11 protein-coding genes are annotated in these 11,469 nt (G+C 65.0%); 10 read left to right on the top strand and 1 reads right to left on the bottom strand.

Features of this window, described 5'->3' with window-relative positions:
- Positions 1 to 26 precede the first annotated feature (26 nt).
- The 6 genes from IEX41_RS15760 (at position 27) to IEX41_RS15785 (ending at position 7,365) form a co-directional block, all read left to right on the top strand.
- The gene (locus IEX41_RS15760; RefSeq protein WP_229673276.1) at positions 27 to 2,405 is read left to right on the top strand and encodes a response regulator; all 2,379 of its coding nucleotides are present in this window, start codon (positions 27 to 29) and stop codon (positions 2,403 to 2,405) included.
- Complete coding sequence (gene pncB / locus IEX41_RS15765) at positions 2,342 to 3,631, top strand: nicotinate phosphoribosyltransferase (RefSeq protein ID WP_188791210.1); 1,290 nt, start codon at positions 2,342 to 2,344, stop codon at positions 3,629 to 3,631. Before IEX41_RS15760 ends, pncB begins: the two co-directional genes overlap by 64 nt.
- Positions 3,632 to 3,725: 94 nt before the next feature.
- Positions 3,726 to 4,811, top strand: a complete 1,086-nt coding sequence (gene hisC, locus IEX41_RS15770) for a histidinol-phosphate transaminase (protein ID WP_188791211.1) — start codon at positions 3,726 to 3,728, stop codon at positions 4,809 to 4,811.
- Positions 4,808 to 5,719 carry a prephenate/arogenate dehydrogenase family protein gene (locus IEX41_RS15775; RefSeq protein ID WP_188791212.1) on the top strand — a complete coding sequence of 304 codons (912 nt, stop codon included), beginning with the start codon at positions 4,808 to 4,810 and terminating at the stop codon, positions 5,717 to 5,719. The genes hisC and IEX41_RS15775 overlap by 4 nt, the downstream gene beginning before the upstream one ends.
- Positions 5,720 to 5,722: 3 nt before the next feature.
- Positions 5,723 to 6,622 (top strand): extensin-like domain-containing protein, encoded by a 900-nt coding sequence (locus IEX41_RS15780; protein ID WP_188791213.1) that lies wholly within the window; start codon positions 5,723 to 5,725, stop codon positions 6,620 to 6,622.
- 200 nt (positions 6,623 to 6,822) lie between these two features.
- Positions 6,823 to 7,365 carry a hypothetical protein gene (locus tag IEX41_RS15785; protein ID WP_188791214.1) on the top strand — a complete coding sequence of 181 codons (543 nt, stop codon included), beginning with the start codon at positions 6,823 to 6,825 and terminating at the stop codon, positions 7,363 to 7,365.
- A gap of 147 nt (positions 7,366 to 7,512) precedes the next feature.
- Here IEX41_RS15785 and IEX41_RS15790 read toward each other — a convergent pair whose 3' ends face one another.
- On the bottom strand, positions 7,513 to 8,073 hold the full coding sequence (locus IEX41_RS15790; RefSeq protein WP_188791215.1) for a TlpA family protein disulfide reductase: 561 nt from the start codon (positions 8,071 to 8,073) through the stop codon (positions 7,513 to 7,515).
- 22 nt (positions 8,074 to 8,095) lie between these two features.
- On the opposite strand from IEX41_RS15790, the gene argH reads away from it, so the two are divergent.
- From argH to lysA, 4 genes are all read left to right on the top strand, one after another.
- Positions 8,096 to 9,487 (top strand): argininosuccinate lyase, encoded by a 1,392-nt coding sequence (gene argH / locus IEX41_RS15795; RefSeq protein ID WP_188791216.1) that lies wholly within the window; start codon positions 8,096 to 8,098, stop codon positions 9,485 to 9,487.
- A complete protein-coding gene (locus tag IEX41_RS15800; protein WP_188791217.1) occupies positions 9,484 to 9,636 on the top strand; it encodes an argininosuccinate lyase in 153 nt (50 codons plus the stop codon). Before argH ends, IEX41_RS15800 begins: the two co-directional genes overlap by 4 nt.
- On the top strand, positions 9,633 to 9,950 hold the full coding sequence (locus tag IEX41_RS15805; protein ID WP_188791218.1) for a DUF2834 domain-containing protein: 318 nt from the start codon (positions 9,633 to 9,635) through the stop codon (positions 9,948 to 9,950). Before IEX41_RS15800 ends, IEX41_RS15805 begins: the two co-directional genes overlap by 4 nt.
- A gap of 191 nt (positions 9,951 to 10,141) precedes the next feature.
- On the top strand, positions 10,142 to 11,416 hold the full coding sequence (lysA, locus tag IEX41_RS15810) for a diaminopimelate decarboxylase (RefSeq protein WP_188791219.1): 1,275 nt from the start codon (positions 10,142 to 10,144) through the stop codon (positions 11,414 to 11,416).
- Positions 11,417 to 11,469: the final 53 nt, after the last annotated feature.

Consider the following 11,469-nt stretch of genomic DNA (forward strand, 5'->3'; position numbering starts at 1 on the left):
GGGTTTGTTAACTGAATTGGGTCTAGATGGCCGGGACCTATGTCCGAGGCCAGCTCATGCCGTCCAAGCAGACCCGCGCGCAGTCTCTCGCCGAATTTGAGAGGCGCAACAGCCCCGAGGGGCTGTTGCGGCGCTACGCCGCCGGTCGGGTCCGGCACTTCCTAGCGCGGCAGACGGCGACATTGGCGGGGGCTATTGCCTTGGGGGCATTGGTGTCGGTCGAGATCGGGCTGCTCGTCACTGTCCTCGCTTTGCTCGGCGAGGCCATGGATTGCGCGCTTCTCGCGCGGGTGCCGTTACTGCTGGATCGGGGGGTTGCCGTCGGGCGGCTTCTGAAGGCCACCGCCCTTACTGCCGGGATACAGGCGCTGACCATCGGTGCGACGGTCATCGTCGCGCAATATGCCGTCGAGGGTGGCGAAGCGTCTCTGTTCAGCTTCGCCTTTCTGTTAGCGGCTGTGCTGAACGCGGGCGTGGTGCGGCACTATCATGACCTTGCCATGCGTGTGCGCACGGCGATCTACGTAGCCACGGCGGTGCTTGGGTTCGCGGTCGAGGTTCAGGTGGGCGAAAGTGGCGAGGGGCTGATCTATAACGCCTTCGGTCTCGGAATGACGGGATTCATTTCGTTCATCTTCCTGCGCTTTCTCAACGAGGCGGAGCGACGGCGCAACGTGGACAACCGCCGCCTGCTCGAGGGGCAGGAGGCGGTGGCGCGGGCCAACAACGAATTGCGGGTCTCGCAGGCGGAGGCGCGGCAGTTGGCAATGGTGGCGCGGCACGCCAATGATGCGATCATGTTGCTCGACGCCCGACTCGAGATCATTTGGGTGAACGAAGGGTTCACGCGGATGAAGGGCTACTCCCTCGGCGAGGCCATCGGCTCCACCCCCACTGACCTGTTGTCCGGACCCGAGAGCGATTTCGACGAGCTGAAAAAGCTGTCCGCGCTTGCTCTGAGCGGTGCGCCGATCCGGCGCAAGATTCTGAATTACACCCGCAGCGGCGACAAGATTTGGGTCGAGGCCGCCTTTGCGCCGATCCTGAGTGCGGAAGGTGCGGTCGAGAGGCTGATCGTGATCGAGCGCGACATCACCGGCCACCTTCTCCGAGAACAGGAGCTCGCCGATGCAAAGGAGCGCGCCGAATCCGGGGCTCGCGCCAAGGCAGCTTTCCTTGCCACCATGAGCCACGAGATCCGCACGCCCATGAACGGGATCATCGGCATGGCAGACCTGCTGGCCGAACGACCGCTGGCGTCGGACCAGAAGCTTTACGTGGCGACCATCCGGAATTCGGCCGAGGCCCTGTTGAAGATCATCAACGACATCCTCGACTATTCTAAGCTCGAGGCGGAGAAGGTCGCGCTGGTCAAAGAACCGTTCTCGCTCGCGGCCTGCATCCGTGACGCGGCGGGTATCCTGAAACCGCAGGCACGTGAAAAAGGGCTGTTCCTCGACATTTGCCACGAAACCCCGCTGCCCGAGGCGGTGTGCGGTGACAGTGGCCGATTGCGGCAAATCCTTATCAACCTCATCGGAAACGGGCTCAAGTTCACCACCGCCGGAGGCGTCACGCTCACCACGCGGGTCCGCAGTTCGGATGACATCGTCGATTTGCGCGTTGTCGTTCAGGACACCGGCATCGGTGTGGGTCCGGAACTCGCAGGCCGCATTTTCGAGCAGTTCGAACAGGCCGACGCGCAAACCACGCGGCGCTTTGGCGGGACCGGGCTTGGCCTTGCCATCTCGCGGCAGCTGGCGGTGAAAATGGGCGGCGATCTCAGGCTCTTGCAGGGAAAAGGGCCCGGCGCCTGTTTTGAACTTACTCTGCGCCTCGACAAGGCGGGAATGGCGGTGCCGCAGCTTAGCGACCCACAGCCGGTGGATCATCAGCTCGCCCCCATGCGCCTGCTGCTGGCCGAGGACAATGCCACCAACCGGCTGCTGGTGAAGCGATTTCTAGAAAACCAGATGATCGCCATTTCGGAAGCGTTGAATGGCCATGACGCGGTTGAAAGGGTGCGGCTCGACCGGCCCGAGGTGGTGCTCATGGACATGTCCATGCCGGTGCTCGACGGGCTGTCGGCCACGCGCCGGATCCGCGAGATGGACGGCCCTCAGCCTTGGATTATCGCTCTGACCGCCAATGCCTTCGACAGCGACCGAGAGGCCTGCCTGCGCGCCGGAATGGATGATTTCCTTGGCAAGCCCCTGAGGAAAAGCACGCTGCTGTCGGCACTTGCGCGGGCGCAGGAAAACGGGGCCACCCAGAAAGCGCTTGGACCTCCGGGCCGGGATGACGTATCAGGATCCCCGACCGCATCGGATGGGGCTGAACCTTGGACATCGCCACGAGAGTCTGGAACCACAAGTGGAAGATCGACCCGATCGTCCGCTCGTTGATCGATACCGATTTCTACAAGCTTCTCATGTGCCAGTCGGTCTTCCACAACCGGCCGAACGTGAAGGTTACCTTCAGCCTGATCAACCGCTCCAAGGATGTGCCTCTTGCCAAGCTGATCGACGAGGGAGAGCTGCGTGAACAGCTTGACCACATCCGGTCCCTGTCGCTGACCCGGGGCGAAAGCACCTGGCTGCGCGGCAACACCTTCTACGGCAAGCGGCAGATGTTCCGCCCCGATTTCATGGAGTGGTTCGAGAACCTGCGCCTGCCGCCCTATTTCCTCGAACGCGTGGGCGACCAGTACGAGCTGACCTTCGAAGGCTCGTGGCCCGAGGTCATGCTATGGGAAATTCCCGCCCTCGCGGTGCTGATGGAGCTGCGCAGCCGTGCCGTGCTCAATGACATGAAGCGGTTCGAGCTGCAGATCCTCTATGCCCGCGCCTCGACCAAGCTGTGGGAAAAGATCGAACGTCTGCGCGACACGCCGGGCGTCAGGATCGCCGATTTCGGCACCCGGCGGCGGCACAGTTTCCTGTGGCAGGACTGGTGTGTGCAGGCCATGTGCGAAGGGCTGGGTGAGAATTTTACCGGCACCTCCAACTGCCTCATCGCCAAGAACCGCGATCTTGAGGCCATTGGCACCAATGCGCACGAGCTGCCGATGGTCTACGCTGCGCTTGCGGAAAACGACGAGGCGCTGGCCCGCGCGCCTTATGACGTGCTTGCCGACTGGCAACAGGAGCATTCGGGCAACCTTCGCATCATCCTGCCGGACACTTACGGCACCAAGGGATTCCTCGATCGGGCGCCGGACTGGCTGGTGGGTTGGACGGGCATCCGCATCGACAGCGGCGCCCCTGAAGAGGGCGCCGAAGCCGCCATCGCCTGGTGGAAGGCACGCGGTGAGGATCCGACGCAGAAGCTGGTCATCTTCTCGGACGGGCTGGACGTGGACAAGATCCTTGAGCTCAAGGAGAAATTCCGCGACCGCGTGCGGGTGTCCTTCGGCTGGGGGACGTTGCTCACCAACGACTTCCGCGGCCTCACGCAGGACGACCGGCTGTCACCGTTCAGCCTTGTCTGCAAGGCGGTCAGCGCCGATGGCAACCCAACGGTCAAGCTGTCGGACAACCCCAACAAGGCGATGGGCCCCGCGGACGAGATCGAGCGCTACAAGCGCGTCTTCAACGTCGGCGAACAGCAGCGCCACGAGGTCGTCGTCTGAGAGTGCAGGCAATCGCGGCAGCGGGTCCGCTTGGGCTGGCCTTGCCGCGGTGTGCAAGCTAGAAGGGCGCGGCAAGTTCAGGATAGGTGGCAACATGGCTGGCATCGAACCGCAGCCCGGCATCATGGAAATCGCGCTTTACGTCGGTGGCAAATCCACCGTCGACGGGGTCTCCAACGTCATCAAGCTCAGTTCCAACGAGAACCCCTGGGGCCCGCCCCCCATGGCGCAGAAGGCCGTGCGCCGCGTGGTGCATGAGATGCATCGCTATCCCTCCACCGATCACGCCGAGCTGCGTGCCGCGATTGCCGAGGTCAACGGCCTCGACGCCGCGCGGATCGTCTGCGGTGTCGGCTCGGACGAGGTGCTGCAGTTCCTTGCGCAGGCCTACGCGGGCCCGGGCGACGAGGTGATCTACACCGAGCACGGTTTTGCCATGTACAAGATCCTCGCCCACGCGGTTGGCGCGACCCCCATCGAGGTGGCCGAGACCGAGCGCGTGGTCAGCGTGGACAACATCCTTGCCGCCTGCACCGAGCGTACAAAGCTGGTGTTCATCGCCAATCCCAACAACCCCACGGGAACGATGATCGGCCTCGCCGAGATCGAGCGGCTGGCCATGAACCTTCCGCCGCAGGCCATCCTCGTGCTGGATGGCGCCTACGCCGAGTATGTCGAAGGCTATGATGGCGGCGCACGCCTCGTGGACAGCCGCGATAACGTGGTGATGACGCGCACCTTCTCCAAGCTGTACGGGCTGGGCGGCATGCGCGTGGGCTGGGGCTATGCCCCGCAGGCGATCATCGACGTGCTGAACCGTGTGCGCCAGCCGTTCAACCTGTCGAACATCGCGCTGAAGGCCGCCGAGGCCGCGGTGCGCGACACCGCCTTCGTTCAGAAGTCGCGCGAAGAGAACAGCCGCCTGCGCGCCTGGCTGGCCGAGGCGCTGGCCGAGCATGGCGTGCCGTCGGATGCCTCCACGGCGAATTTCGTGCTGGCCCGGTTCGGCAGCGCCGACGAGGCGGCGGCCTGCGATGCTTACCTGCAATCGCAGGGCATCATCGTGCGCCGAGTGTCGGGCTACGGCCTGCCTGCCGCGCTGCGGATCACCGTGGGGGACGAAGCGTCGTGCCGCCGGGTCGCCCATTGCATCGGTTTGTTCAAGGCAGGTGCCCGATGAGCTACCCCAAGGTTGCGCTGATCGGCCTTGGCCTGATCGCGTCGTCCATGTTCTGGGCGATGCGCCGCGCGGGCATGGACAGCCATGTCACCGGCTATGCCCGCAGCCAAGACACGCGCGATACCGCCCGCCGCATCGGCCTGTGTGATGAGATTGTCGACACCGCCGAAGACGCGGTCCGCGGCGCGGATCTCGTGGTGCTTGCGGTTCCGGTTGGGGCCATGGGCCGGGTGGCGCAGGCCATCGGCCCGTGCCTGAAGCCCGGCTGCAGCATCACCGACGTGGGCTCGGTCAAGGCGGCGGTGATCGAGCAGGTGCGCCCGCATCTGCCCGAGGGCGTGAATTTCGTGCCCGCGCACCCCATGGCCGGGACCGAGCATTCCGGCCCCGAGGCAGGTTTTGCACAGCTCTTCGACAACCGCTGGTGCCTGATCGTGCCCGATGGCGCATCGGATGAGGCGACCGAACGGCTCGAGGCCTACTGGCAGGCGCTGGGGGCCAACACCGAACGCATGGACGTGGCCCATCACGATCAGGTCTGCGCCGTGGTCAGCCACATTCCCCACCTCATCGCCTACACGATGGTAGGTGTCGCGGACGATCTGAGCCGCGTGTCGGACCAGGAGGTGATCAAGTTCTCGGCCGCCGGTTTCCGCGATTTCACCCGGATCGCCGCGAGCGATCCGACCATGTGGCGCGACGTGTTCATGAACAACAAGGACGCCACGCTCGAGATCCTGGGCCGGTTCACCGAGGAGCTCTTCGCGTTGCAACGCTGCATCCGCACCGGCGACGGCGACACGCTTCACGATTATTTCACCCGGACACGCGGCATTCGTCGCGGTATTGTCGAGGCGGGGCAGGACACCGATGCCCCGGACTTCGGACGCGGCGGCAAGAAGGACTAGGGCATGACACGGACACGATCGACGGCATTTCTTGCAACGGTTGCGATCCTGTCCCTTGCCTTGCCCGTGCTGGCCGATGCGCCCGGTGTGTCGCCGAGGCCTCCACTGAAGCAGGTCATCGCGGACGCGCCCAAGCTGGCGCTTCTGCGGCCCGAGGCCCGTCCGATGGCGCTTCAGCAGTCGTTCGAGGATACGCTCGCGCAGGAGCTTCGCGCCGCCGGGGTGCCTGGCTTCGTCCCTGAAGACGCGGCGCTGGATATCGCCAGGGCGCGCGCCTATGCCGCCCGCTCGCCTCAGGCAACGGCGCTGTCGCTGCGTCCGCTGCTACGGCCCAAGGCGATGGTGCAGAAGGCCATGGCCCGCCAGCGTGAGCGTGCCCGTGGCGCCGTCTGCGGGTCGAGCGACATTCAGGGCGAGGTCATCGGCTACGTGCCGGGCCGCATCAACGGCTGCGGCATTGAGGACGCGGTGAAGGTACGCGCGGTGTCCGGTGTGGAGCTCAGCCAGCAGGCCACCATAGACTGCACCACCGCCCGTGCCTTGCGGCAATGGGTGGACAAGGGGCTCAAGCCCGCCGTGGGCCGTACCGGCGGTGGCGTCACCGGCTTGCGCGTCGCGGCACATTACGCCTGCCGGGGCCGCAACAACCAGCCCGGCGCGAAGATCAGCGAACATGGCAAGGGGCGCGCCATCGACATTTCCGGCGTCTTCCTGCGCGACGGGTCCGAGATCAGCGTGCTTGGCGACTGGCACAACGGACGCCGGGGCAGGGCGCTTCAGCAATCCCACCGCGCCGCCTGCGGGATTTTCGGCACAACGCTTGGGCCGGGGTCGGACGGCTATCACGAAGACCACCTGCATTTCGACACGGCGCGTTATCGCAGCGGGTCCTACTGCCGCTGACCTCGCAGATTCGGGCGAAAGTAAGGCGGCCGGCCCCGCTCTATTGATCCGGGCCTCAAGACAGCCTTGCGCAAGTCTGCGCATTGTTGCTCAAGACGCTGATAGTTCAGGGTAAATGTGGTGAAACTATTGCATTTCGCCCGATTTTGGACAAATTTCGATTTCAGCGGTGGGGGCCGCTGAACCGGAGAAACCTGCACATGCGTGCCCTCGTGACGGCCCTTGTGGCCACCCTGAGTGCCACGCCTCTTTTCGCAGATATTGCCTGGCAGACCGAGCGCATGGCGCCCGGCTCTCTCATGGTGATGGAAGATGAACGGGGCGGGGTCATCAGCCACGTGGCGCGTGGCGTGCAGCAGGGGTTTTTCCGCTTCGATACCTATGACGGCAAGGGCAACGTTCCGGTCTACATTGGCAGCTACTACACCAATGACCGGGGCGAGGTGGTGCGGAGCATATCGGCGGATGGAAAGGTGACCCGCTTCGATCCGCACCGATGCGCCCGGACCGTGGGGGCATGCAGTTACGTCATCATCCATTCCGACGGGTTTCGTGAGACCCGCAAGCGGGTAACGCAGGAAATCGCGCTGGGGCTGGCGTGGAAGGAATGGGGACTGGACGGGCTGGTAGCCACGGGCGCGCTCGAGCTCGACGAGCTTGGCGCTGCCAAGACAGGCTGGCGCAAGGACCACCAGAGCGGGCAGAAAACCCGGTCTCGGCGGCTCATGATGGCGCTGCGCTGAACGACACCCATGGTCAGGCCGGCCCGGACACCCCGGTCGGCGTGCCGGAAAAGGTAGGGTAACAAGTGTGCCGGGGCGGGAGAAATCCTGCCCCGGTTTTTTATCTCGCCGGTGTCGGCCAGATGTCAGCTCAGGAGCAGGACCGGCCTAGCTGCCCGCGCCAATCAGCGCGCGGATCACCGCCTTGGCATCCTCGGACGCCCATTCCGCATCGCCGGTCAGTCGCCCCACTTCCTGCCCCTCGGGGTTCAGGATGACGCTGATGGGCAGGCCAAGCACACCCATCTGACGCGCCAGTTTCGAGCCCGGATCGCGGTGCAGCGGCAGGTTGTCCACCTCGATCTCGTCGAAGAACTCTTCCATCGCGGGCGGCGGGTTGCGCCCGGTGGCGATGGTGACGACCTCGAAATCCTCGCCGCCCAGTTCGGCCTGAAGCTCCGACAGGGCGGGCATCTCGTGGCGGCAGGGGGCGCACCATGTGGCCCAGAAGTTCACAAGCACCCATTTGCCCTGCCAGTCCGACAGGTTCAGGGGCGCATCCTCGAAGGTCGAGAAATCCGCTGATCCTGCGTCCTTGGGCTCAGAATGGAAGTTCAGCTTCTTCATGTCGCCGGCCCGCAGGGCCTCGGCCTCGGACACATCCGCAAGGGCCGGATTTGCAAGCGCCGCGGTGGCGGTATAGAGGAGCGCAATCGCCAGTTTTCTCATTGTCCCTCCCGGAGACACGCACATGTCGGACAAGACCTCGAACCAGATGTGGGGCGGCCGCTTTGCCGCAGGGCCCGATGCCATCATGGAAGCGATCAACGCCTCCATCGGCTTCGACAAGCGGCTTGCGGCGCAGGATATCGCCGGCTCGAGGGCCCATGCCGCCATGCTGGCTGCCACGGGCATCATCAGTGATAACGACGCGAAGGTGATCCGGGAAGGCCTCCTCACGGTTCTGTCAGAGATCGAGGCGGGGGAGTTCACCTTCTCGACCGCACTCGAGGACATCCACATGAACGTGGAAGCGCGCCTCAAGGAGATCGTCGGCGAACCTGCGGGCCGCCTGCACACCGCCCGGTCACGCAACGATCAGGTCGCCACGGACTTCAAGCTCTGGACCCGCGACCAGTTCGACGCGTTCGAAAGCGGCCTTCTGGCGCTCATCACTGCGCTGGTGGACCAGGCCGACCGCGGCGCCGACTGGGTGATGCCGGGCTTCACCCACCTGCAGACCGCGCAGCCGGTGACCTGGGGCCACCACATGATGGCCTACGTGGAGATGTTCGCCCGCGATCTGTCCCGCGTCCGGGATGCCCGCAAGCGCATGAACGAAAGCCCGCTTGGCGCGGCAGCGCTAGCCGGCACCGGCTTTGCCATCGACCGCCACATGACCGCCGAGGCGCTCGGCTTCGACCGGCCCGCGGCGAACTCGCTCGACGCGGTGTCGGACCGTGATTTCGCGCTGGAGTTCCTGAGTGTCGCCAGCATCTGTGCCATGCACTTGTCGCGCTTCGCCGAAGAGCTGGTGATCTGGTCCTCGGCCCAGTTCCGCTTCGTGGTGCTGTCGGACCGCTTCTCCACCGGCTCCTCGATCATGCCGCAGAAGAAGAACCCCGACGCGGCCGAACTCATCCGGGCCAAGATTGGCCGGATCTTCGGCGCCAACGTGGCGCTGATGACGGTGATGAAAGGTCTGCCGCTGGCATATTCCAAGGACATGCAGGAAGACAAGGAACAGGTCTTCGACGCCGCTGACAACCTGATGATCGCGCTTGCCGCGATGGAGGGCATGGTCAAGGACATGAACGCCAACGTCCCCGCGCTCGAAGCAGCGGCCTCGGCGGGCTTCTCCACCGCGACGGACCTTGCGGACTGGCTGGTGCGGGAAACCGGCCTGCCGTTCCGCGAGGCGCACCACGTCACCGGCGCGCTGGTCGCCATGGCCGAAAGCAAGGGTTGCGATCTGCCGGACCTGTCGCTCGAGGACATGCAAACGGTCAGCCCCGCGATCACGGCGGGTATCCATGACGTTCTGGGTGTGCATAACTCGGTGGCGAGCCGCCTGAGCCATGGCGGCACCGCGCCGGTTCGCGTCCGCGAACAGGTCGCCCGCTGGAAGGAGATCCTTGCATGAGGCACGCCGCTGCTGTCGCCGTCCTTTCACTGCTTGCCGCCTGTGGCGCCGATGGCGATCCCATCGCGCCCGAACGCGACTCTACCGACCGCCCGTTCAATATCGAGATAAGCGGCGAGGTCGGCATGGGCATCTCGAGCCGCCGGTGACACCGGCGCTGCGCCATCTCTGGCTCTGCATGGCGCTCTGGGGCGCCGTGCATCCAATGGTACATTTCGGGACGTGGTTCGCGCAGAACGGCGTTTCCCTGACCGGCCTTCTTGCAGCGTGGCATGTCAATCCGGCGACCACCGCCCTTACCTGGGATCTCACCATCGCGGCGATCACCCTGACGCTGTGGATCGTCGCCGAGGTTGCCGTGCGCCGCAACTTTCAAGCGCTTCTCGCGATCCCTGCCACCTTCCTCATCGGTGTCAGTTGCGGCCTGCCCCTCTACCTGTGGTTCCGCACCCGCCCGGTCTGACGCGCCGCCCCCATGCTTCTTCTCTTTGAAAATACGCCGGGGGAGTCTCAACAAGAGACGGGGGCAGCGCCCCCCTCTGCTCCTGCCACGGGCGCAGGTGGCGATCGTGACCATCAGGCCCTCCAAGCCGCCCCCTTCCCGAACCTCCCCGAACACGCTAAGGCACCCCCGATAACTCCCGGAGGCCCCCCATGGACCATTTCCTCTACCGTGACGGTCAGCTTTACGCCGAAGACGTGCCCGTGGCCGAGATCGCGGCTGCCGTCGGCTCGCCGGCCTACATCTACTCGACCGCCACGCTGCTGCGCCACTTTACCCTCTTCGACGAGGCGCTGTCCTGGGGGCCGCACCTTGTCTGCTACGCCATGAAGGCCGCCTCCAACCAGGCGATCCTGAAAACGCTGGCCGAGGCGGGCGCGGGCATGGACGTGGTCTCGGGCGGCGAATACGCGCGTGCCAAGGCGGCGGGCGTGCCCGGTGATCGCATCGTCTTCTCCGGCGTCGGCAAGACGCGCGAGGAAATCCGCACCGTGCTCGAGGGCGGCATCCGCCAGTTCAACATCGAAAGCGAACCAGAGATGCGCGCCATCTCCGAGATCGCCGCGTCCATGGGCGTGACCGCCCCCGTGACCATCCGCGTGAACCCGGACGTGGATGCGAAGACCCACGCCAAGATTGCCACTGGCAAGTCCGAGAACAAGTTCGGCATCCCCATCGCCAAGGCCCGCGAGGTCTATGCCGAAGCTGCTCGCCTACCGGGCCTCAAGGTGGTGGGCATCGACGTGCACATTGGCTCGCAGCTCACCGAGCTCGAGCCCTTCGCCATGGCCTACCGCAAGGTGGCCGAACTGACGCAGGAGCTGCGCGAAGACGGGCACGAGATCACCCGCCTCGACCTCGGCGGCGGCCTCGGCATTCCCTACACCCGCTCCAACGAGGCTCCGCCGCTGCCGGTGGAATACGGCGCCATGATCGAACGAGAGCTGGGCCACCTCGGCTGCGAGATCGAGATCGAGCCGGGCCGCCTCATCGCCGGCAACGCGGGCATCCTTCTGTCCGAGGTGATCTACCTCAAGGAAGGCGAGGGGCGGAATTTCCTCATCCTCGATGCTGCGATGAACGACCTCATCCGCCCGGCCATGTATGACGCCCACCACGACATCGTGCCGGTAATCGAACCGCAGGCCGCAACCGAACAGCAACCCTACGACATCGTCGGCCCGGTCTGCGAAAGCGGTGACACTTTTGCCAAGGGCCGCATGATGCCGCCGCTCGGGCCGGGGGATCTCGTGGCCTTCCGCTCGGCAGGCGCTTACGGCGCGGTAATGTCTTCGGAGTACAATTCGCGGGCACTCGTCCCGGAGGTGCTCGTTCACGGAGATCAATTCGCTGTCATACGCCGCAGACCGAGCTTTGAGGAAATGATAAACCGCGATAGCCTTCCCGAATGGCTGCAGGCTGACTGACGGGACGCTCCCGCGGATCCGCTTGCCATACGCAGACCCCGCAGGAGACGCAC

The sequence above is a fragment of the Salipiger pallidus genome (genome assembly GCF_014643635.1).
In the GTDB taxonomy this organism is placed as follows: domain Bacteria; phylum Pseudomonadota; class Alphaproteobacteria; order Rhodobacterales; family Rhodobacteraceae; genus Salipiger; species Salipiger pallidus.

Excerpts from the sequence above, each read along its gene's own strand:
- IEX41_RS15800 (WP_188791217.1), top strand. The coding sequence starts at position 9,484 with ATGAGGCACGCCGCTGCTGTCGCCGTCCTTTCACTGCTTGCCGCCTGT.
- argH (WP_188791216.1), top strand. The coding sequence starts at position 8,096 with ATGTCGGACAAGACCTCGAACCAGATGTGGGGCGGCCGCTTTGCCGCA.
- IEX41_RS15780 (WP_188791213.1), top strand. The coding sequence starts at position 5,723 with ATGACACGGACACGATCGACGGCATTTCTTGCAACGGTTGCGATCCTG.
- IEX41_RS15775 (WP_188791212.1), top strand. The coding sequence starts at position 4,808 with ATGAGCTACCCCAAGGTTGCGCTGATCGGCCTTGGCCTGATCGCGTCG.
- IEX41_RS15790 (WP_188791215.1), bottom strand. The coding sequence starts at position 8,073 with ATGAGAAAACTGGCGATTGCGCTCCTCTATACCGCCACCGCGGCGCTT.
- lysA (WP_188791219.1), top strand. The coding sequence starts at position 10,142 with ATGGACCATTTCCTCTACCGTGACGGTCAGCTTTACGCCGAAGACGTG.
- hisC (WP_188791211.1), top strand. The coding sequence starts at position 3,726 with ATGGCTGGCATCGAACCGCAGCCCGGCATCATGGAAATCGCGCTTTAC.
- IEX41_RS15760 (WP_229673276.1), top strand. The coding sequence starts at position 27 with ATGGCCGGGACCTATGTCCGAGGCCAGCTCATGCCGTCCAAGCAGACC.
- IEX41_RS15785 (WP_188791214.1), top strand. The coding sequence starts at position 6,823 with ATGCGTGCCCTCGTGACGGCCCTTGTGGCCACCCTGAGTGCCACGCCT.